This is a genomic window from Roseixanthobacter liquoris (assembly GCF_043195135.2).
Lineage (GTDB): Bacteria > Pseudomonadota > Alphaproteobacteria > Rhizobiales > Xanthobacteraceae > NCEH01.
Genome location: NZ_CM195537.1, coordinates 3,310,598 through 3,331,026, shown reverse-complemented (window position 1 = coordinate 3,331,026; position 20,429 = coordinate 3,310,598). Strand labels below are relative to the sequence as shown.

Annotated in this window: 18 protein-coding genes; 15 read left to right on the top strand and 3 right to left on the bottom strand. The window is 65.8% G+C overall.

Annotated features, from left to right (window positions below; all coding sequences use genetic code 11):
- Nucleotides 1–10 precede the first annotated feature (10 nt).
- The 13 genes from nuoI (at nucleotide 11) to V5F84_RS14955 (ending at nucleotide 13,479) form a co-directional block, all read left to right on the top strand.
- A complete protein-coding gene (gene nuoI / locus V5F84_RS15015; protein ID WP_348844923.1) occupies nucleotides 11–499 on the top strand; it encodes an NADH-quinone oxidoreductase subunit NuoI in 489 nt (162 codons plus the stop codon).
- Nucleotides 500–672: 173 nt separating this feature from the next.
- Nucleotides 673–1,287 carry an NADH-quinone oxidoreductase subunit J gene (locus tag V5F84_RS15010; protein ID WP_394043780.1) on the top strand — a complete coding sequence of 205 codons (615 nt, stop codon included), beginning with the start codon at nucleotides 673–675 and terminating at the stop codon, nucleotides 1,285–1,287.
- A gap of 9 nt (nucleotides 1,288–1,296) precedes the next feature.
- Entirely contained in the window at nucleotides 1,297–1,605 is a 309-nt protein-coding gene (gene nuoK, locus V5F84_RS15005) for an NADH-quinone oxidoreductase subunit NuoK (RefSeq protein WP_348844925.1), read from the top strand.
- Nucleotides 1,606–1,609: 4 nt separating this feature from the next.
- A complete protein-coding gene (gene nuoL, locus V5F84_RS15000; protein ID WP_394043779.1) occupies nucleotides 1,610–3,535 on the top strand; it encodes an NADH-quinone oxidoreductase subunit L in 1,926 nt (641 codons plus the stop codon).
- A 2-nt stretch (nucleotides 3,536–3,537) separates the two neighbouring features.
- On the top strand, nucleotides 3,538–5,052 hold the full coding sequence (locus tag V5F84_RS14995) for an NADH-quinone oxidoreductase subunit M (protein ID WP_394043778.1): 1,515 nt from the start codon (nucleotides 3,538–3,540) through the stop codon (nucleotides 5,050–5,052).
- A 14-nt stretch (nucleotides 5,053–5,066) separates the two neighbouring features.
- Nucleotides 5,067–6,494 (top strand): NADH-quinone oxidoreductase subunit NuoN, encoded by a 1,428-nt coding sequence (gene nuoN, locus V5F84_RS14990; RefSeq protein ID WP_394043777.1) that lies wholly within the window; start codon nucleotides 5,067–5,069, stop codon nucleotides 6,492–6,494.
- 108 nt (nucleotides 6,495–6,602) lie between these two features.
- On the top strand, nucleotides 6,603–7,265 hold the full coding sequence (locus V5F84_RS14985; RefSeq protein ID WP_509277116.1) for a biotin--[acetyl-CoA-carboxylase] ligase: 663 nt from the start codon (nucleotides 6,603–6,605) through the stop codon (nucleotides 7,263–7,265).
- An 8-nt stretch (nucleotides 7,266–7,273) separates the two neighbouring features.
- On the top strand, nucleotides 7,274–8,941 hold the full coding sequence (locus tag V5F84_RS14980; protein ID WP_394043775.1) for a ribonuclease J: 1,668 nt from the start codon (nucleotides 7,274–7,276) through the stop codon (nucleotides 8,939–8,941).
- Between the two features lie 59 nt (nucleotides 8,942–9,000).
- On the top strand, nucleotides 9,001–9,405 hold the full coding sequence (gene mce, locus V5F84_RS14975; RefSeq protein ID WP_348844931.1) for a methylmalonyl-CoA epimerase: 405 nt from the start codon (nucleotides 9,001–9,003) through the stop codon (nucleotides 9,403–9,405).
- A gap of 10 nt (nucleotides 9,406–9,415) precedes the next feature.
- A complete protein-coding gene (locus V5F84_RS14970; protein ID WP_394043774.1) occupies nucleotides 9,416–9,688 on the top strand; it encodes a DUF1467 family protein in 273 nt (90 codons plus the stop codon).
- A 451-nt stretch (nucleotides 9,689–10,139) separates the two neighbouring features.
- Nucleotides 10,140–11,462: a proline--tRNA ligase gene (proS, locus tag V5F84_RS14965; protein WP_394043773.1), complete on the top strand. Its 1,323-nt coding sequence runs from the start codon at nucleotides 10,140–10,142 to the stop codon at nucleotides 11,460–11,462.
- A 14-nt stretch (nucleotides 11,463–11,476) separates the two neighbouring features.
- Nucleotides 11,477–12,769, top strand: coding sequence for a lipoprotein-releasing ABC transporter permease subunit (locus V5F84_RS14960; protein ID WP_394043772.1), 1,293 nt, complete (start codon nucleotides 11,477–11,479; stop codon nucleotides 12,767–12,769).
- The gene (locus V5F84_RS14955; protein WP_394043771.1) at nucleotides 12,769–13,479 is read left to right on the top strand and encodes an ABC transporter ATP-binding protein; all 711 of its coding nucleotides are present in this window, start codon (nucleotides 12,769–12,771) and stop codon (nucleotides 13,477–13,479) included. Before V5F84_RS14960 ends, V5F84_RS14955 begins: the two co-directional genes overlap by 1 nt.
- 268 nt (nucleotides 13,480–13,747) lie before the next feature.
- On the opposite strand, the gene V5F84_RS14950 is transcribed toward V5F84_RS14955, so the two are convergent.
- Together V5F84_RS14950 and V5F84_RS14945 are read right to left on the bottom strand one after the other, a co-directional pair.
- Entirely contained in the window at nucleotides 13,748–14,299 is a 552-nt protein-coding gene (locus tag V5F84_RS14950; RefSeq protein WP_394043770.1) for a DUF1353 domain-containing protein, read from the bottom strand.
- A 118-nt stretch (nucleotides 14,300–14,417) separates the two neighbouring features.
- A complete protein-coding gene (locus tag V5F84_RS14945; RefSeq protein ID WP_394043769.1) occupies nucleotides 14,418–14,852 on the bottom strand; it encodes an EamA family transporter in 435 nt (144 codons plus the stop codon).
- A gap of 161 nt (nucleotides 14,853–15,013) precedes the next feature.
- Here V5F84_RS14945 and dnaE point away from each other — a divergent pair, with 161 nt between their 5' ends.
- Complete coding sequence (dnaE, locus tag V5F84_RS14940; RefSeq protein ID WP_394043768.1) at nucleotides 15,014–18,445, top strand: DNA polymerase III subunit alpha; 3,432 nt, start codon at nucleotides 15,014–15,016, stop codon at nucleotides 18,443–18,445.
- Between the two features lie 15 nt (nucleotides 18,446–18,460).
- A complete protein-coding gene (gene gcvA / locus V5F84_RS14935; protein ID WP_394043767.1) occupies nucleotides 18,461–19,372 on the top strand; it encodes a transcriptional regulator GcvA in 912 nt (303 codons plus the stop codon).
- Here the strand turns inward: gcvA and V5F84_RS14930 are convergent.
- The gene (locus tag V5F84_RS14930) at nucleotides 19,357–20,154 is read right to left on the bottom strand and encodes a crotonase/enoyl-CoA hydratase family protein (protein ID WP_394043766.1); all 798 of its coding nucleotides are present in this window, start codon (nucleotides 20,152–20,154) and stop codon (nucleotides 19,357–19,359) included. The two genes, gcvA and V5F84_RS14930, sit on opposite strands and share 16 nt — an antisense overlap.
- Nucleotides 20,155–20,429: the final 275 nt, after the last annotated feature.

Genomic DNA, 20,429 nt, shown 5'->3' with positions numbered 1-20,429 from the left:
GAGCGATGCCATGAAACTGGATCAAGCGGCCCGCGCCGTTTTCCTCACCGAGTTTCTCTCGGGTTTTGTGCTCGCCATGCGCTATTTCTTTGCGCCCAAGGCGACCATCAACTACCCGTTCGAGAAGAACCCCATCTCGCCGCGCTTCCGGGGCGAACATGCGCTGCGGCGCTATCCCAACGGGGAAGAGCGCTGCATCGCCTGTAAATTGTGCGAGGCCATCTGCCCCGCCCAGGCCATCACCATCGAGGCCGGCCCGCGCCGCAACGACGGCACCCGCCGCACGACGCGTTACGACATCGACATGGTGAAGTGCATCTATTGCGGCTTCTGCCAGGAAGCCTGCCCGGTGGATGCCATCGTCGAGGGGCCGAACTTCGAGTTTGCCACCGAGACCCGCGAAGAATTGTACTACGACAAGGAGCGCCTGCTCGCCAATGGCGACCGGTGGGAGCGCGAGATCGCGCAATCCATCGCGCTGGACGCGCCTTATCGGTGACAGGGTTCGCCCGCCTCCGGCGGGTGGTGAGGGTTGGGGCTGAGGGGGCACGCGTCCTGCGGGCACCCGAGACAGTGGACTAATGTGATGGGTACGGGCTATCGACGGGCCGGCCGCCACGTGCGGCCGCATAGGATCGGCGCCGTGGCGCCGCGGAGAGGGGAGCTCGGCGCATGAGTGTCGCGGCAGTATTTTTCTATCTCTTCGCCGGCGTCCTCGTGGCGTCGGCCTTCATGGTCATCTCCTCCCGCAATCCGGTCCACTCGGTCCTTTTCCTCATTCTATGCTTCGTCAATGCGGCGGGCCTGTTCATCCTGATCGGCGTCGAGTTCCTCGCCCTGATCCTGGTGGTGGTCTATGTGGGCGCGGTGGCGGTGCTCTTCCTCTTCGTCGTCATGATGCTGGACGTGGACTTCGTCGAGCTGCGCCAGGGCTTCCTGCAATATCTGCCGGTCGGCGCGCTGGTCGGCGTGGTGTTCCTGGTGGAGCTGATCCTGGTGGTGGGCACCTGGGCGACCGCGCCCGCGGTTGCGCAATTGCCGAAGGCGGCGGCCGCCGGCGGCGTCGCCATCAGCAACACCAAGGCGCTCGGCCTGGTCCTCTACACCGACTATGTCTACTTCTTCGAGGCTTCGGGCATGGTGCTGCTCGTCGCCATGATCGGCGCCATCGTGCTCACGCTGCGCCACAAGGCGAACGTGAAGCGCCAGAACGTCTCCGCCCAGGTTGCCCGTACGCCCGAGACCGCGATGGAAGTGGTCAAGGTGCGCCCGGGCCAGGGCATCTAGGAGGGAAAGATGGACATTTCGCTTTCCCACTATCTCACGGTCGCGGCGATCCTGTTCACGCTGGGCACGCTCGGCATCTTCCTCAATCGGAAGAACGTGATCGTCATCCTGATGTCGGTGGAGCTGATCCTGCTCGCCGTGAACATCAATCTGGTCGCCTTCTCCGCCTTCCACGGCAGCATCGTCGGCCAAGTGTTCGCGCTCCTGGTGCTGACCGTCGCTGCCGCCGAGGCGGCCATCGGGCTCGCCATCCTCGTGGTGTTCTACCGCAACCGCGGTTCGATCGCCGTCGAGGACATCAATGCCATGAAGGGCTGAGGCCATGTATCAGGCGATCGTCTTTCTTCCCCTCATCGGCTTTCTCATTGCCGGGCTGTTTGGCCGCGTGATCGGCGCGCGCCCGGCGGAAATCCTCACCACCGCGTTCCTGTTCGTCTCCTGCGCGCTCGCCTGGGTCGCCTTCTTCCAGGTGGGCTTCGGCGGCCACGACGCGCACGTGCAGGTGATGCGCTGGATCCATGTGGGCGACCTCAAGATCGACTGGGCGTTCCGCGTCGACACCATGACCGCGATCATGCTGATCGTGGTGACGACGGTCTCCTCGCTGGTTCACCTCTATTCCATCGGCTACATGCACGAGGATCCGAGCCGCCAGCGCTTCTTCGCCTATCTGTCCCTCTTCACCTTCGCCATGCTGATGCTGGTGACGGCGGACAATCTGGTCCAGCTGTTCTTCGGCTGGGAGGGCGTGGGCCTCGCCTCCTACCTGCTCATCGGCTTCTGGTACGAGAAGCCTTCGGCGAACGCGGCGGCCATGAAGGCCTTCGTGGTGAACCGCGTCGGCGACTTCGGCTTCATGCTCGGCATCTTCGCCGTGTTCGTGATGACCGGTTCGGTCACCTTCGACGCGGTGTTCGCCCAGGCGCCCTCGCTGGTCGGCAAGAGCATCAATTTCCTCGGCCATGCCTGGGATGCGCCGACTGTGATCGCCCTGCTGCTGTTCGTCGGGGCCATGGGCAAGTCGGCCCAGTTCCTGCTCCATACCTGGCTGCCGGACGCGATGGAGGGGCCGACCCCGGTCTCCGCGCTCATCCATGCCGCGACCATGGTGACGGCCGGTGTGTTCATGGTGGCGCGCATGTCGCCCATCTTCGAACTCTCACACACCGCGCTGAACGTGGTGATGCTGGTCGGCGCGACGACCGCGATGTTCGCGGCCACCGTCGCCCTGGTGCAGAACGACATCAAGAAGGTGATCGCCTATTCCACCTGTTCCCAGCTCGGCTACATGTTCGTGGCCATGGGTGCGGGGGCTTATTCCGTCGGCGTGTTCCACCTCTTCACCCATGCCTGCTTCAAGGCGCTGCTGTTCCTCTGCGCCGGTTCGGTCATCAATGCGATGCACCACGAGCAGGACATGCGGCACATGGGCGGGCTCTATAAGAAGATCCCCTTCACCTATGCCATGATGCTGATCGGGACGCTGGCGATTACCGGCTTTCCGTTCCTCGCCGGCTATTATTCCAAGGACGCGATCATCGAAGCGGCCTGGGCCAGCGACAACAGCTTCGCCCTTTACGGCTGGGTGATGACGGTGGCGGCCGCCGCGCTGACCTCCTTCTACTCGTGGCGCCTCGTGTTCATGACCTTCCACGGCCATCCCCACGACCATCACCATTACGAACACGCCCATGAATCGCCGCTGGCGATGACCATCCCGCTCGGCGTCCTCGCCGTCGGCTCGGTGTTCGCCGGCATGGTGTTCTACGGCGATTTCGTCGGCCACCACGTGCAGGACTTCTTCCGCCAGTCCATCTTCATGGGCACGGAAAACCACATCCTGCACGAGATGCACGAAGTGCCCACCTGGGCCGGTCTCGCGCCCACCGTGATGATGGTGCTGGGCTTCCTGGTCGCCTATTGGTTCTACGTTCTCGATCCGACGGTGCCGGTCGCGCTCGCCCGCAGCCAGGACGCGCTGTACCAGTTCCTGCTGAACAAGTGGTACTTCGACGAGATCTACAATTTCATCATCATCCGCCCGGTCCTGTGGATCGGCCGCGTGCTCTGGAAGCAGGGTGACGGCCGCATCATCGACGGCATCGGGCCGGACGGGATTTCCGCCCGCGTGCTGGACGTGACCGCCTCGGTCGTGCGCCTGCAAAGCGGCTATCTCTATCACTATGCCTTCGTGATGCTGATCGGCGTCGCCGCCTTCATCACCTGGTTCATGTTCGCCGGAGTGTGACGATGACCACATGGCCCATCCTCTCCGTCGTCACCTTCCTGCCCTTGGTGGGAGCGCTGTTCATCCTGGTGGTCCGGGGTGACGATCTGGTCTCCGCCCGCAACGCCCGCTGGGTGGCGCTGTGGACCACGCTCGTCACCTTTATCGTGTCCCTGCTGCTGCTGCCGGGCTTCGACTCCAAGGCGGCGGGCTTCCAATTCGTGGAGAAGCACCCCTGGCTCGGCGACATCGCCGCCTACCACATGGGCGTCGACGGCATTTCGCTGCCGCTGATCATCCTCACCACCTTCCTCATGCCGTTCTGCATCCTCGCGAGCTGGGAGAGCGTGAAGAAGCGTGTGAAGGAATATATGATCGCGTTCCTAGTGCTTGAGACCCTGATGGTCGGCACCTTCTGCGCGCTCGATCTGGTGCTGTTCTACTTCTTCTTCGAAGCAGCCCTGATCCCCATGTTCCTCATCATTGGTATCTGGGGCGGCCCGCGCCGCATCTATGCCAGCTTCAAGTTTTTCCTCTACACCCTCGCCGGGTCGGTGCTGATGATGCTCGCCATCATGGCGATCTACTGGCAGGCCGGTACCACCGATGTGCCGACCCTGATGACCCACGGCTTCCCGGTCGGCATGCAGACCTGGCTCTGGCTCGCCTTCTTCGCCTCGTTCGCGGTGAAGATGCCCATGTGGCCGGTGCACACCTGGTTGCCGGACGCCCACGTGGAAGCGCCGACCGCCGGCTCGGTGATCCTGGCGGGCGTGCTGCTGAAGATGGGCGGCTACGGTTTCATCCGCTACTCGCTCCCCATGTTCCCGGATGCCTCGCACCTGTTCGCACCGCTGGTGTTCACGCTGTCGGTGATCGCCATCATCTACACGTCGCTGGTGGCGCTGGTTCAGACCGACATCAAGAAGCTGATCGCCTATTCGTCGGTCGCCCACATGGGCTTCGTGACCATGGGTCTGTTCGCCATGAACGAACAGGGCCTCCAGGGCGCCATGTTCCTCATGATCTCGCACGGCTTCGTCTCGGGGGCGCTGTTCCTCTGCGTCGGGGTGATCTACGACCGCATGCATACCCGCGACATCGCCGCGTACGGTGGCCTCGTCAAGCGCATGCCGCTTTATGCGACCGCCCTGATGGTCTTCACCATGGCCAATGTGGGCCTGCCCGGCACCTCCGGCTTCGTGGGCGAATTCCTCACCATGCTGGCCGCGTTCGAGCGCAACAGCTGGATCGCATTCTTCGCGGCGACCGGCGTGATCTTCTCGGCCGCCTATGCCCTGTGGCTCTACTGGCGCGTGATTTTCGGGCCGCTTGAGAAAGACAATCTCAAGGACATCCTCGATCTCGGCCCGCGCGAGATCGCCATCCTCGTTCCGCTCGTGGTGATCACCATTCTGTTCGGCTTCTGGCCGGCGCCGATCCTGGATATGACGTCCACGGCGGTGAATGCGGTGGTCGCGCGTACCGATACTGTCGCGTCGGCGGTGAAGACCGCCACGCTGATGTTCAGCTTCTGACCCGAGGTCGCCCGATGTCGTCCCTGCCTCCGCTCGGCGCCGTTCTTCCCGAAGTCACGCTTGCCGTTTCGGCGATCGTGCTGCTGCTGGTCGGTGCGATCCGCGGCGAAGCGGCCGCCAATCTGGTGAACGGCCTCGCCATCGCGGTGCTCGCCGCGGCCGGCATCCTGGTTCTGGTGGCGCCGCACACCGCCGTCTCCGCGTTCGGCGGCAGCCTGGTGATCGACGACTTCAGCCGCTTCATGAAAGCGCTCGCGATCCTCGGCGCGCTGGTGTCGCTGATCCTGTCGGTGCATTGGCTGAACCGCGAACGGCAGAGCAAGTTCGAATATCCCGTCCTCATTCTCATCGCCACGCTCGGCATGTGCATGCTGGTCTCGGCGGGCGATCTGATCGCGCTGTATCTCGGCCTCGAACTGATGAGCCTCTCGCTCTACGTGGTCGCCGCGTACAATCGGGATTCGGTGCGCTCCACCGAGGCGGGCCTGAAATATTTCGTTCTCGGCGCCCTGTCCTCGGGGATGCTGCTCTATGGCGCCTCGCTGATCTACGGCTTCACGGATTCGGTGAATTTCGGCGCCATCGCCGCCGCCGCGACGACCCCCACGATCGGGCTGGTGTTTGGCATCGTGTTCCTGTTCGCCGGCCTGTGCTTCAAGGTTTCGGCGGTCCCGTTCCACATGTGGACGCCCGATGTGTATGAGGGTGCGCCGACGCCGGTGACGACCTTCTTCGCCACCGCCCCGAAGGTGGCGGCCATGGCCGTGTTCCTGCGCGTGGCCACGGAAGCCTTCCCGCACATCACCCATTCCTGGCAGCAGATCATCGCCTTCGTGTCCATCGCTTCGATGGTGCTCGGCGCGTTCGCCGCCATCGGCCAGCGCAACATCAAGCGACTGCTGGCCTATTCCTCCATCGGCCACATGGGCTTCGCCTTGGTCGGGCTGGCTGCCGCGACCCCGCAGGGCATCCGGGGCGTGCTGGTCTATATGGCGATCTATGTCGCCATGACCCTCGGCAGCTTTGCCTGCGTCCTCGCCATGCGCCGAAACGGCAATGCGGTGGAGAATGTGGACGATCTGGCCGGCCTTGCGCGGACCAATCCGATGATGGCGCTTCTGCTGGGCGGGCTGATGTTCTCGCTCGCCGGCATTCCGCCGCTCGCCGGGTTCCTGGCCAAATATTACGTGTTTCTCGCGGCGATCGAGGCGGGCCTCTATGGCCTTGCGGTGATCGGCGTGCTCGCCTCGGTGGTCGGCGCCTATTATTACCTCCGGGTGGTCAAGATCATGTATTTTGACGAGCCGGCGGAGGCTTTCGACCCCATGCCCGGTGAACTGAAGGCGGTGCTCGGCCTTTCCGGCCTGTTCACCATCTTCTATTTCGTCTATCCCTCGCCGCTGATCAACGCGGCCGGCGTGGCCGCCCGGGCACTTTTCTGAACTATGGCGGCGCAGCGTTTCCAAAGCTCCACGATTCCCATCGTCCGATTCACGGAGATCGGCTCAACAAACGCGGAAGGTCTCGCGCGGCTCGCCCGTGGCGAGGCCATGCCCGTTTGGCTGGTGGCCGATATTCAGAGCGCGGGCCGCGGCCGCCGCGGCCGGCCGTGGACGAGCGAACTCGGCAATCTCTTTGCAACGCTCGTACTGCCGAATCCGGCTCCGGTCGCCCATGTGGCGCAGCTCTGCTTCGTCGCCGGCCTGGCGCTGCGCGATGCCGTGCTGGCCGCCGCGCCCTTGCTGACGACTGAAGGGCTCAAGCTGAAATGGCCCAATGACCTGATCCTGGATGGCGGCAAGCTCGCCGGCATCCTGGTGGAAGGCGGCACCGACGCGGCGGGGCGCCCGGCGGCGGTCATCGGGTTCGGCGTCAACTGCCTTCACCACCCCGAAGACCTGCCTTATCGCGCCACCAGCCTGGAAGCGGCCGGCGCGCCCACGGCGCCCGACCGGGTGCTGGAAGCCCTCGACCGGGCCATGGCGGTGCGCCTCAACCAATGGAACGGCGGCAACGGCTTTCCCTCGGTACGCACCGACTGGATGCGCCACGCCCTTGCCATCGGCGATACGGTGAGCGTGCGCATCGGCGAGCGGGAAGTGACGGGACGTTTCGAGAGCATCGATGCCCGCGGCGCCATGATGTTGCGGCGGCGGGACGGAATTGCAGAGATCATCACCGCCGGCGATGTCTCCCTGCCGAAGGCGGAATGATAGGTCACATGGCGGAACAGAACGAGCTGGTCTTCGCGCCCCTGGGTGGGGTGGGCGAGATCGGCATGAATCTTGGTCTCTACGGTTTCGGTCCGCGTCGCGCCCGCAAATGGCTGATGATGGACCTCGGCATGAGCTTCGCCGGGGACGAGGCGCCCGGCGTGGACCTGGTGCTGCCGGATATTCGCTTCCTGGAGAAGGAAAAGGCGAACATCGTCGGGCTCATCCTCACGCATGGCCACGAGGACCATGTGGGGGCGGTGATCGATCTGTGGCCGCGCCTCAAATGCCCGATCTACACCACAGCCTTCACCGCCGGCTTGCTGGAGGCCAAGCGCTGGGGCGAGCCGGGCGCGCCGAATATTCCGGTCAATGTGGTGCGGGCGGGGGCGCGGATTTCCATCGGCCCGTTCGAGGTGGAATTCATCCCCGTCGCCCATTCGATTCCCGATAGCCATGCGGTGGCGATCCGCACGTCGCTCGGGCTGGTGCTCCATACGGGCGACTGGAAGCTGGACCCGACCCCCGTGGTTGGATCGGTAACGGATATCGCGCGGCTGAGCGCGCTGGGCGATGAGGGCGTGCGCGCCATCATCTGCGATTCGACGAATGCCATTCGCGACGGCGTCTCGCCGTCCGAGGCGGATGTCGGTGCGACCCTGAAGGAAATCGTCGCGACCGCGAAGCATCGCATCTGCTTCACAACGTTTTCGTCCAATGTCGCGCGCGTGCGGTCCATCGCCGAGGCCGCACTTGCGGCCGATCGCGAAGTGGTGGTCGTGGGGCGCGCCATGGAACGCGTGATCGGGGTTGCCCGCGAGCATGGCATGCTGGACGGCATTCCCCCGTTTCGCGGCGCGGATGCTTATGGCTATCTGCCGCGCGACAAGGTCGTTGCGCTTCTCACCGGGTCCCAGGGCGAGCCCCGCGCCGCCTTGAGCCGCATCGCCACGGACGATCATCCCGAGATCGCGCTGTCCAAGGGCGATCTCGTGGTGTTTTCCTCCCGCACCATTCCCGGCAATGAGAAGGTGGTGAACACCGTCATCAACGGCCTGGTGAAGCGGGGCGTGCGGGTGATGACCGATCGCGATGCCCTGGTTCACGTCTCCGGACATCCGCGGCGGGGCGAATTGGAGCAGATGTACGGCTGGGTCCGCCCGCAGGTCTCCGTGCCCGTGCATGGCGAGCCGCTGCATCTTGCCGAGCATGCCGCGCTTGCCCGCCGCATGGGCGTGCCGGAAGTGGTGACTTGCTATGATGGCAATGTCATCCGTCTGGCGCCGGGGCCGGCGGAGCGCGTGGACGATATTCCCTTCGGCCGTCTCTACAAGGATGGGCGGTTGCTGGTGGCCGATACCGCGCAGACCATCCCGGAGCGCCGGCGCCTCGGGTTCGTGGGCGTGGTGTCGGTGGCCCTGGCGGTGGACCAGAAGGGCGCGCTCGTCGGAGAGCCGGCGCTCGAATTGACCGGCATTCCCGAGCGCGGGGAGGGCGGCATCGACATGCTCGATCATGTGTTCGACACGGTCGTCGCGACCATGAACGGCCTGCCGCGCGCCCGCCGCCGCGATCCCGATGCCCTGGCCGAAACCATCGAGCGCGCGGTGCGGGCTGCGGTGAATGGCCTGTGGGGCAAAAAGCCGGTTTGCCACGTCCACATTCTCGAAGTTTGATGCGAGGCTGCGTGCGCCGGGGCGGCGCCCGCGGCTCAACGGTGCTTCAGGAGGGGTTCATGATCGGCCGGCTCAATCACGTGGCCATTGCGGTGCGCGATATCGCGGCGGCCTCCGCCCTCTATCGCGACACGCTCGGGGCGGATGTTTCCGAGATCGTGCCGCAGCACGAACATGGCGTGAGCACGGTGTTCATCAACCTGCCGAACACCAAGATCGAGCTGCTGGAGCCGCTCGGAGCGGATTCGCCGATCCTGAAGTTCCTGGAGCGCAATCCCGACGGGGGCATCCATCACATCTGCTACGAGGTCGAGGATATTCTCGCGGCCCGCGAGCAGCTGAAGGCGACCGGCGCGCGCGTGCTCGGCAGCGGGGAGCCGCGGATCGGCGCCCATGGCAAGCCGGTGCTGTTCCTGCACCCCAAGGATTTCAACGGCACGCTCGTCGAGCTGGAACAGGCTTAGAGGACCGGGCGTGAAGATCGGATCGGTACTCGCCATCTATTTCATCGTGTGGTGGACGGTGCTGTTCGCCATCCTGCCGTTCGGCGTGCGCTCGCAGGCCGAGGCCGATGACGTCGACCCGGGCACCGATCCCGGCGCGCCGACGCGCCCGTTCCTGATGCGCAAGGTTGCGGCGACCACGGTGGTGGCCGCTGTCGTCACGTTCGGGCTGTTCTATGTGGTCATGAACGGCATCCTCACACTGGAGGATTTCCCCATGCCGTTCAGCGTCAGCGACGAGTGAGCGGGCCGGCCCCGGAGATTCGCCGCCGCGCGGATCATCGGGACCCGGCGTGAAAAGGCGCGGATGAAAAAAGAAAGGCGAGACCGAGGTCTCGCCTTTTTCTCGTTTTAATGCACCTTATTCTGGTTCGCCGCGGGTGCAGCCGCTCGATCCTTCAGTGCTGCCGTTCCCGAATTGCGCGCGCCATCTTTGACGGTCGTCGGTCGGCTTGTTGTTGATGATCCTCCCGAGACCCGGACCCTCCCCATCGTGCCGCGCGGGCACAATGGCGGTCCCCTTTCTTTTGGCGCGCTCAAAGTAGAACAAGATTTACGGCTTTGTCATCCTTGCGCCGCAATAGATCATTTGTTGCGTCGCAGCACGGATGCGGGCGGGGCGGGCTTGTATTTTGCCGACCGTTCCGCTTTCTCTCCGCCACGCTTTTGAAACGTCCAGCCGCAGAGTCATCCAGATGCGCTTGTCCCGCTATTTTCTGCCCATCCTTCGTGAAGTTCCGAAGGAGGCGGAGATCGTCTCGCACCGGCTCATGTTGCGCGCCGGCATGGTGCGGCAGGAGAGCGCGGGCATCTATGCCTGGCTGCCGCTCGGCCACCGGGTGCTGACCAAGATCTGCAACATCATCCGCGAGGAACAGAACCGCGCCGGCGCCAATGAGATGCTGATGCCGACCATCCAGTCGGCGGACCTGTGGCGCGAGAGCGGACGCTATGACGACTACGGCAAGGAGATGCTGCGCATCCGCGACCGTCACGATCGCGAGATGCTGTTCGGCCCCACCAACGAGGAAATGATCACCGAGATCGTGCGGGCCTATGTGAAATCCTACAAGAGCCTGCCGCTGAACCTTTACCATATCCAATGGAAGTTCCGCGACGAGGTGCGCCCGCGCTTCGGGGTTTATCGCTCGCGCGAGTTTTTGATGAAGGATGCCTATTCCTTCGACCTCGACGCGGAAGGCGCCCGCCATTCCTACAACAAGATGTTCGTCGCCTATTTGCGCACCTTCTCGCGGATGGGGCTGAAAGCGATTCCCATGGTGGCCGATACCGGGCCGATCGGCGGCAATCTCTCGCACGAATTCATCATTCTCGCCTCGACCGGCGAGAGCGAGGTGTTCTGCCACGCCGACTACCTGGATCTCGCCCCGCCGGCCGCCGACGTGAACTTCGACGATGCGGCCCAGCTCCAGGGCGTGTTCGACCAGTGGACCAACCTCTACGCGGCGACGTCGGAGAAGCACGACGAAGCGGCATTCGCCGCGATTCCAGAGGCGCGCCGCATGGCCGCGCGCGGCATCGAGGTGGGGCACATCTTCTATTTCGGCACCAAATATTCCGATCCGTTCGGCGCCAAGGTGCAGGGCCCCGACGGGGCCGAGCACCCGATCCACATGGGCTCCTACGGCATCGGGCCGTCCCGCCTGGTGGCGGCGATGATCGAAGCCTCCCACGACGAGAACGGCATCATCTGGCCGGACGCGGTCGCGCCGTTCCAGGTCGGCATCCTCAATCTGAAGGTGGGCGACGCGGCGGTCGACGGCGCCTGCGCCGAGCTTTACGCGAAGCTCACCGCGTGCGGTGTCGACGTGCTCTATGACGACACCGAGGAGCGGGCGGGGGCGAAATTCGCCACCGCCGACCTCATCGGCCTGCCCTGGCAGATCCTGGTGGGGCCGAAGAGCCTCGCCGAGGGCAAGGTCGAGCTGAAGCGCCGCTCCGACGGGTCGCGCGAACTCATGTCCATCGCGGACGCCTATGAAAGGCTCAAGAAATGACGGGAGGCCAGCGCATGGCTCCAGCTTCTGCGGTCCGCTCGGAAGAACCGACGGGCACGCGGCCGTTTTCGGCCTTCGAGTGGATGCTGTCCCTGCGCTACCTGCGGGCGCGCCGCAAGGAAGGCTTCATCTCGGTGATCGCCGGCTTTTCGTTCCTCGGCATCGTGCTGGGCGTGGCGACGCTGATCATCGTGATGGCGGTGATGAACGGCTTCCGCCAGGAATTGCTCGGCAAGATCCTCGGCCTCAACGGTCATCTGCTGGTGCAGCCGCTGGAAACGCCGTTGACCGACTACATCGCGGTGGCCGACCGCATCGCCAAGCTCAAGGGCGTGCGGCTCGCCGTGCCGCTGGTGGAAGGGCAGGCGCTCGCCTCCTCGCCCTATAACGCGAGCGGCGTCCTGGCGCGCGGGCTGTCGGAAAAGGACCTGCGCGGGCTGCCCTCGATCGCCAACAATATTCGCCAGGGCAGCCTGGAAGGCTTTGACCAGGGGCAGGGGGTGGCGATCGGCAAGCGCCTCGCCGACCAGCTGGCCCTGAGGGCGGGCGACAACATCACGCTGGTGGCGCCGCGCGGCGCGGTGACGCCCATGGGCACCTCGCCGCGCATCAAGGTCTATAAGATCGCGGCGGTGTTCGAGATCGGCATGTCGGAATACGACAGCGCGTTTCTCTTCATGCCACTGCCGGAGGCGCAGGCCTATTTCAACCGCGCCAACGATGTGAACGCCATCGAGGTCTATATCGACAATCCCGATGATGTCGCGATCCTCAAGCCGGCGATCCAATCGGCGGCGGAGCGGCCGGTCTATCTGGTGGACTGGCGCCAGCGCAACGCCACCTTCTTCAACGCGCTCCAGGTGGAGCGCAACGTCATGTTCCTGATCCTCACGCTGATCGTGCTCGTGGCCGCGCTGAACATCGTGTCGGGCCTCATCATGCTGGTGAAGGACAAGGGCCGCGATATCGCGGTGTTGCGCACCATGGGCGCGACGCAAGGGGCGATCATGCGCGTGTTCCTCATCACGGGCGCGAGCATCGGCGTCGTGGGCACGCTGGTGGGGCTGGCGATCGGCGTTCTGGTCTGCCTCAATATCGAGGAGATCCGCCGCTTCATCTCCTATCTTACGTCCACGGAGCTGTTCTCGCCGGAGCTTTATTATCTCAGCCGCCTGCCGGCGCAGATGAATGTCGGGGAAACGACTTCGGTCGTGCTCATGGCGCTTGTGCTGTCGCTGCTCGCCACCCTTTATCCCTCCTGGCGGGCCGCGCGGCTCGATCCGGTGGAAGCGTTGAGATACGAGTGATGGCGACCTCTCCCTTCCAGACCGAGCCCACCCCCGCCGCTCTGGCGCTTGCCGGCGTCGGGCGGCGCTACGCCCAGGGCGCAGGCACCATCGAGGTGCTGCGCGGGGCGGATCTCAGGGTCGAGCGCGGCCAGTCCGTGGCGCTGGTGGCGCCCTCCGGCTCGGGCAAATCCACCCTCCTGCACATGGCGGGCCTGCTGGAGCACCCGGACGAGGGCGAAGTCTTCATCGATGGCCAGCCCACCGTGAAGCTGCCGGACCGCGAGCGCACCCGCATGCGGCGCGTGCATGTGGGTTTCGTCTATCAATCCCACAATCTGCTGGCGGAATTCTCGGCGCTGGAAAATGTCATGATGCCGCAGATGATCCGCGGCCTGTCCAAGAAGGACGCGGCGCTTCGCGCGAAGGATCTGCTGAGCTATCTCGGGCTGGCGCAGCGCCTGACACACCGTCCCTCCGAGCTTTCCGGCGGCGAGCAGCAGCGCGTCGCCATCGCCCGCGCGCTCGCCAATGCGCCGCGCCTGCTGCTGGCCGACGAGCCGACCGGAAATCTCGACCCGAAGACCTCGGACCATGTGTTCGCCGCCCTCGCCGAACTGGTCCATGCCACCGGGGTCGCGGCCATCATCGCCACGCATAATCTGCAATTGGCGGCGCGCATGCATCGGCGCGTGACCGTCATGGACGGGCGGATCGTGGAGCTGGATTAGCGCCGATCAACATTCGGCGGCACGCTGTATCGATCCGGCGCCTGACAGCAGGTGCGGGCCTTGGCGGTTCCTGGACCGGTCGTCGTCTTCTCCACGTCATGGCCGGGATCGTCCGGGCCATCCACCTGCCGCCGGCCCGCGCGATGCACGAAAGCCGGCGCCGGCGGCTCCGCGTGGATGCACGGGATAAGCCCCTGCGTGACGCCGGCCCCTGCGCGGGCCTCCAGCCACGAAGGTCGATCACGCCCAGCGCCGGGGCGTGCCGGGGTCATTCGCCGGGCGGCGCCACCTCCGCCGCCAGTGCCTGCCGCCGGCGCGGGCTATCCGCTTTCCAGCCGCCGGCCCCGCCCACCCGGACCGCGGCCCAGATGATGGCGCGCCGCACGGGATCGACACCGCGATTCTCCATCGCCTCGCGCAGGATGCCGTCGGCCTCCGCGCGGGTATAAGGCGCGGCCCGGGAATTGCCCGAGGCGTGGCCCTTCCAGGGTCCCGTGCCTTCGGTGGCGTACAGGAAGTCATGGATGATGGCGGCCTTCACCCAGGGGCCGTCCGGCGGCAAGATGATCCAGGCCCAGCGCGGGATGGAGGCGAGGTCCGTGACGAATCCCTTCGGCACCGTGATCGTGTCCGCCCCGTCGCCGGGGCGATAGGTGAGGGTCTCGTAAAGCCCCCACAAGGAGCGCCCGGCGCGGAGCGAGGGGCCATATTTGTTATCGAGCAGGACCAGCACGAGCTTGCCGGTGAAGCGGTTCACCCAGCCCGACGGAACGGGCTGAACGGGTTGCGGGCTGTTTTCCGTCGGCGCGGTCTGCGGCATGCTGGCCTCCCTGCACGGCGCCCTATTTACCCTTATTCCGCGCATTCTTAAAAGAGGCAGCCGAAACGTGTGGCGCGGCGTGCCGTCGCCCTTGCGGGTTGGAAAGCGCGCCCCGTCGTCAGCGCAGGGCCACCAGCACTGCGCCGCCGGCGATCAGCGCGACGCCCAGCCAGTTGAGGGCGGAAAGGCGTTCGCCCAGGAACAGGGCGCCGAACAGGGCGACCATCACCACGCTGAGCTTGTCGAGCGGCGCCACCTGCCCGGCCTCGCCGATTTGCAGCGCGCGGAAATAGCACAGCCAGGACGCGCCCGTCGCCGCGCCGGAAAGAATCAGGAACAGCCAGGTCTTGGAGGAAATGGTATCGAGCGGCTGCCAGGCCTGCCCGGCGACCACCATCAGCGAGATGATGGCGAGGATGACGACGGTGCGGATGAGGGTCGCCAGATCGCTGTGAACGGCGCTCACGCCCACCTTGCCGAAGATCGCGGTCAGCGCCGCGAACAGGGCGGCTCCGAGTGCCCAGAACTGCCAGCTGCCGATGAAGCCCCGCATGGTGATGCCCCGTTCAGGAAAAGCCCGGGGAACTGTCGTGGATCGTGGGGTCGAGGCAAATGGAAAGTTGACTTGTTCCGCGTCGCTGGGCCTCCCATCTGGGGTACGATACGACATCGCGACTCGTGCGCGGCGTCCGCGCGCATCGCCCCGGAAGATCCATGCGCACTCCTGGCTTCGTCCATCTCCATGTCCATTCCTCCTATTCGCTGCTGGAGGGCGCGCTTTCGCTCGGCAAGCTGGCGGATCTGGCCAAGGCCGATTCCCAGCCTGCCCTGGCGCTGACCGACACCGGCAATCTTTTCGGTGCGCTGGAATTTTCGGAGAAGATGGCGGGGGCCGGCATCCAGCCCATCATGGGCTGTTCGCTGGCGGTGGATCTGCCCGAGGCCCCCGGGCCGCGCGGCGCTTTGCCGCCCAAGAAGCCGCGCCTGGTCTTGCTCGCCGCCCGCGAGACCGGCTGGCGCAATCTTATGAAGCTGGTCTCCCGCGCCTTCATGGAGACGCCGAGCGACGAGGAATCGCGCATCTCGCTCGACTGGCTGCGGGAGGCGAACGAGGGGCTGATCGCGCTGACCGGCGGGCCGAACGGCCCCATCGACCGCGCGCTCGCTGGCGGTCATGGCGATCTTGCCGCCGAGCGGCTGGACATGCTGGCGCAGATGTTCGGCGACCGCCTCTATGTGGAGCTTCAGCGCCACGGCATGGAGCGCGAGCGCATCGTCGAGCCGCAATTGCTGGAGCTCGCCTATGCCCGCGCGCTGCCGCTGGTGGCCGCCAACGAGCCGTTCTTCGGGGCGCAGGGCGATTATGAGGCCCATGATGCGCTCGGCTGCATCGCCGAGGGCCGGGTGGTGGCCGATGGCGATCGCCCGCGCCTCACCCCCGATCATCGCTTCAAGACCCGCGAGGAGATGCTGACCCTGTTCGCCGACCTGCCCGAGGCGACGGCGAATACGGTGGAGATCGCCCAGCGCTGCGCCTATCGGGTGCGCACGGTGAAGCCGATCCTGCCGCGCTTCACCACCGGCGGCGGCGACGGCGATCCCTTGGCCGCGGAGGCGGCCGAACTTGAGCGCCAGGCGAAGGAAGGGCTTGTCGCCCGCCTTGCCAAGCACGGGCCGGCCCCGGGGCTTGAGGTCGCCGTCTATCAGGAGCGGCTCGCCTACGAATTGTCCGTCATCACGAAGATGAAGTTTCCCGGCTACTTCCTCATCGTGTCGGACTTCATCAAATGGGCGAAGGCGCACGACATTCCGGTGGGTCCCGGGCGTGGTTCGGGCGCCGGCTCGCTGGTGGCCTATTCGCTCCAGATCACCGACCTCGACCCCCTGCGCTTCGGCCTGCTGTTCGAGCGCTTCCTGAACCCGGATCGCGTGTCCATGCCGGACTTCGACGTGGACTTCTGCCAGGAGCGCCGCGACGAGGTGATCCATTACGTCCAGCAGCGCTACGGCCGGGCGCAGGTGGCGCAGATCATCACCTTCGGTACGCTCCAGGCGCGCGGCGTGCTGCGCGACGTCGGCCGGGTGCTGGAAATGCCCTATGGCCAGGTGGACAAGCTCTGCAAGCTGGTGCCGCAGAATCCCGCCGCGCCGGTCACGCTGAAGCAGGCGATCCACGACGAGCCGCGCCTGCAGGCCGCCCAGGCCGAGGAAGAGGTGGTCAAGCGCGCGTTCGATATCGCCGTGCGCCTGGAAGGGCTGAACCGCCACGCCTCCACCCACGCCGCCGGCATCGTGATCGGCGACCGGCCCCTGCACGAGCTGGTGCCGCTCTATCGCGATCCCAAGTCCGACATGCCGGTCACCCAGTACAATATGAAATGGGTGGAGCAGGCCGGCCTGGTGAAGTTCGACTTCCTCGGCCTGAAAACGCTGACCACCATCGAGAAGGCCGTGAAGCTGGTGCATCAGCGCGGCATCGACCTCGATATCTCGAAGATCCCGCTCGACGATCCCAAGACCTACGCCATGCTGGCGCGGGGCGAGACGGTGGGCGTGTTCCAGGTGGAAAGCGCGGGCATGCGCCGTGCGCTCGTGGACATGAAGGCCGACCGCGTGGAGGACCTGATCGCCCTGGTGGCGCTTTATCGTCCCGGCCCCATGGCCAATATCCCGGTCTATTGCGACTGCAAGCACGGGCGCGCGGAACCGGACTATATCCACCCCAAGCTTGAGCCTTACTTAAAGGAAACCTTCGGGGTCATCATCTATCAGGAACAGGTGATGCAGATCGCGCAGGCGCTGTCGGGCTATTCGCTCGGCGAAGCCGACCTTCTGCGCCGCGCCATGGGCAAGAAGATCCGCGCCGAGATGGAAAAGCAGCGCGAGCGTTTCGTCTCCGGCGCCAGCGAGCGCGGCGTGCCGAAGGCGCAGGCCGACACCATTTTCGACCTGCTGGCCAAGTTCGCCGATTACGGCTTCAACAAATCCCACGCGGCGGCCTATGCGCTGGTGGCCTATCAGACGGCTTGGCTGAAGGCGAATTATCCCACCGAATTCCTCGCCGCCTCCATGACGCTGGACATGGGCAATACCGACAAGCTGGCGGAATTCCGTCAGGAGGCGCAGCGGCTCGGCATCGCGGTGGTGCCGCCCAATATCAATCTCTCCGCCCGCGAGTTCGCCGTGGTGGATGGCCAGATCATCTATGCCATGGCGGCCATCAAGGGCGTGGGCGGGCATGCGGTCGACGCGCTGGTAGCGGCGCGGGGCGATCGGCCGTTCAGAAGCCTCTCGGATTTTGCCGAGCGACTCCCTGTGAAGCTGGTGAATAAGCGCGTTCTTGAAAGCCTAACCGCCGCGGGGTGCTTTGATCATTTAGAAAAAAATCGCGCGCGCATCTTCGGTGCGCTTGAGTTCATTATTGGCTATTCAGAAAAGAAGGAGTCGTCAGCAGGTCAAATAAGCTTCGCAGATGTTGGCATGAAGGAGAAGCTTCACATGCCAGATTCGGCTGCCTGGGATGCCACTGAGCGCTTGCAGCGCGAATATGATTCCATCGGCTTCTTCCTCACCGGCCACCCGCTGGACGATTATGCGCAATCCCTGAAGAAGCTGCGGGTGCAGCCGTTCAGCGATTTTGCCCGCGGCGTGCGCGCCGGCGCGGCGGCCGGGCGGCTCGCCGCCACCGTGGTGTCGAAGCAGGAACGCCGCACCAAGACCGGCACGCGCATGGGCATCGTCGGCCTCTCAGACCCGTCCGGCCATTTCGAGGCGGTGATCTTTTCGGAGGGTCTCGCCCATTATCGCGACCTGCTGGAGCCCGGCACGCCGGTGCTCATGATGGTCAATGCGGAGCTTCAGGGCGAGGACGTGCGCGTGCGCATCCAGACCTGCGAGCGGCTCGACGCGGCCACTGCCAAGCATCACAAGAGCCTGCGGATTTTCGTGCAGTCTGTCGATCCCCTGGAGGGAATCGCCAAGCGCCTGTCGGGCGGCAAGGGCGATGGCGAAGTCAGCCTGATCCTGATGATGGACCAGGGGAAGGCCGAGGTCGAAATCCGCCTTGAGGGGCGGTATCCGGTTTCGCCGCAGATCGCCGGGGCGCTCAAGGCGATTCCGGGCGTGGTCGCGGTGGAAGCGGCCTGAGCGGCGGGCCGCTCCATGGCCTATCGGCTGCCGCCGCTCAATGCGCTGCGCCTGTTCGAGGCGGCGGGCCGCCATCTTTCGTTCAAGCGCGCGGCGGAGGAACTCAACCTCACGCCGAGCGCGGTGAGCCACGGCATCCAGGGCCTGGAGGATTGGCTCGGCGTGCCGCTGTTCGCCCGCGGCCACCGGCAATTGACGCTGACACAGGCCGGGGGCGCCTATCTGCCGCGCGTCCGGGAGATCCTGGCGCAGATCGCATCCGCCACCGAAGCGGTGCCCGGGCGTCGCCCGGCGGACCGGCTGAGCGTGAGCGTTGCGCCAACGTTCGGCCTGCGCTGGCTCATCCCCCATCTCTCCCGTTTCCAGGCCCGCCATCCCGGCATCGACGTGAGCCTCGACAGCGCCCACCGCCGGGTCGAGTTCCCGCGTGACGGCGTGGATCTCGCCATTCGCATGGGGGAGGGCGGCTGGGAGGGGGTATCGATCGACCTGCTGGTGCGTCAGCACCTGGTGCCGGTGTGCGCGCCGCGCCTGGCCGCCGCCTTGCGCACGCCCGCCGATCTCGCGGGCCACACCTTGCTGCATGTGACGGATGTGGCCGAGGACTGGGGCACCTGGGCCGCTTTGCGCGGGGTCGACGCGCTCGATCTGGAGCGCGGCTTGCGCTTTGATTCCATCCATCTGGCCTGGGAGGCGGCGGCCGAGGGGCTCGGCGTCGCCATCGGGCGGCTGCCGGTCGTGGGGGCGGACCTCGACGCGGGCCGGCTGGTGGCCGTGCTCGGGCCGCCGGTCGAGGCCCGCACCGCTTATTGGCTGCTGGCCGATCCGGCCTCGCTCCACCGGCCGGAGGTGGCGGCGTTCCGGAACTGGCTGCGGGACGAACTCGCCGCCCCGCAGCCGGAGACGCGACCTCAGCGCCCCATGTAGCGCGGCTGGCGCCGCTCGATCCAGGCGTCGAGGCCCTCGCGCAGGTCGTGGGTGGGCACCATGCGGGCGAACTGCTCGCTTTCCACCTGAAGGCCCTCGCCGATGGTCTGGTTGATGCCGCGCGTCACCGCCGTGAGCACGCTGGTCACCGCCACCGGCGAGTGGCGCATGATGCGCTGCGCCAAGGCCCGCGCCGCCGGAATAAGCTCCGCGGCGGGCACAACGTGGTTGACCAGCCCCATCGCGAGAGCGTGCTCCGGCGAGAAGCTTTCGCCGGTCAGCAGCAGCTCCAGCGCGCGCTTGCGGCCGGCGAGGCGCGGTAGGCGCTGCGTGCCGCCGAAGGTCGGCGGCATGCCGAGCTTGATTTCCGGCTTCGCGAACAGCGCGCGCTCGCTGGCGATGGCCAGCGGCGCCGCCTCCGTGATCTCGCATCCCCCGCCGAAGGCGATGCCGTTGACCGCCGCGATGATGGGCTTGGGAAAGGCCTCGATTCGCGAGGTGAGCGTCTGGCCGCGCCGCACGAAATCGCGGACCGCGCCGAGCGGGCCGAGGCGCACGCTGCGGGAGAATTGATGGATGTCGCCGCCGGCGGAGAAGGCCTTCTCCCCGGCGCCGGTTAGAATCACCGCCTTCACGCTGTCGTCGGTTTCCAGCGTGTCGAGGAAGGCGAGCAGGGCATCGGCCAGCGCATAGTCGATGGCGTTCAGCTTTTCCGGGCGGTTGAGGGTGAGGGTGGCGATTCCTTCGCGAATGTCGCAGAGGACCGGGTGCAGGGTGGACATGGGCGGCTCCATCGGGGCTGGCATTGAATGTGCCCCAAGGCTGGCCGCCCAGGCCCCATGCGGGCAAACGCGAAAAATCCGTGCAGAGGTGAGAGAATCTCACCTAAACGGCGGATAGCCTGGGGAGGAGCGGGTGAAAAGCCGCGGTGCCCTTGCCCTTTTGCCCCCCTTCGCCTATAAGCCGCGCCATTCCGCACGCGGACAGTCGGCCAATTGGCCAATCCGGTGCCTTCGTCCCCGACGGGCCGAGGGTACGTCCGCGGAGGCTCAACCGG

Excerpts from the sequence above, each read along its gene's own strand:
- nuoK (WP_348844925.1), top strand. The coding sequence starts at position 1,297 with ATGGACATTTCGCTTTCCCACTATCTCACGGTCGCGGCGATCCTGTTC.
- V5F84_RS14930 (WP_394043766.1), bottom strand. The coding sequence starts at position 20,154 with ATGTCCACCCTGCACCCGGTCCTCTGCGACATTCGCGAAGGAATCGCC.
- V5F84_RS14950 (WP_394043770.1), bottom strand. The coding sequence starts at position 14,299 with ATGCCGCAGACCGCGCCGACGGAAAACAGCCCGCAACCCGTTCAGCCC.
- V5F84_RS14945 (WP_394043769.1), bottom strand. The coding sequence starts at position 14,852 with ATGCGGGGCTTCATCGGCAGCTGGCAGTTCTGGGCACTCGGAGCCGCC.
- mce (WP_348844931.1), top strand. The coding sequence starts at position 9,001 with ATGATCGGCCGGCTCAATCACGTGGCCATTGCGGTGCGCGATATCGCG.
- V5F84_RS14985 (WP_509277116.1), top strand. The coding sequence starts at position 6,603 with ATGCCCGTTTGGCTGGTGGCCGATATTCAGAGCGCGGGCCGCGGCCGC.
- nuoL (WP_394043779.1), top strand. The coding sequence starts at position 1,610 with ATGTATCAGGCGATCGTCTTTCTTCCCCTCATCGGCTTTCTCATTGCC.
- V5F84_RS14955 (WP_394043771.1), top strand. The coding sequence starts at position 12,769 with ATGGCGACCTCTCCCTTCCAGACCGAGCCCACCCCCGCCGCTCTGGCG.
- proS (WP_394043773.1), top strand. The coding sequence starts at position 10,140 with ATGCGCTTGTCCCGCTATTTTCTGCCCATCCTTCGTGAAGTTCCGAAG.
- gcvA (WP_394043767.1), top strand. The coding sequence starts at position 18,461 with ATGGCCTATCGGCTGCCGCCGCTCAATGCGCTGCGCCTGTTCGAGGCG.
- V5F84_RS14980 (WP_394043775.1), top strand. The coding sequence starts at position 7,274 with ATGGCGGAACAGAACGAGCTGGTCTTCGCGCCCCTGGGTGGGGTGGGC.
- nuoN (WP_394043777.1), top strand. The coding sequence starts at position 5,067 with ATGTCGTCCCTGCCTCCGCTCGGCGCCGTTCTTCCCGAAGTCACGCTT.
- nuoI (WP_348844923.1), top strand. The coding sequence starts at position 11 with ATGAAACTGGATCAAGCGGCCCGCGCCGTTTTCCTCACCGAGTTTCTC.
- dnaE (WP_394043768.1), top strand. The coding sequence starts at position 15,014 with ATGCGCACTCCTGGCTTCGTCCATCTCCATGTCCATTCCTCCTATTCG.
- V5F84_RS15010 (WP_394043780.1), top strand. The coding sequence starts at position 673 with ATGAGTGTCGCGGCAGTATTTTTCTATCTCTTCGCCGGCGTCCTCGTG.
- V5F84_RS14960 (WP_394043772.1), top strand. The coding sequence starts at position 11,477 with ATGGCTCCAGCTTCTGCGGTCCGCTCGGAAGAACCGACGGGCACGCGG.
- V5F84_RS14995 (WP_394043778.1), top strand. The coding sequence starts at position 3,538 with ATGACCACATGGCCCATCCTCTCCGTCGTCACCTTCCTGCCCTTGGTG.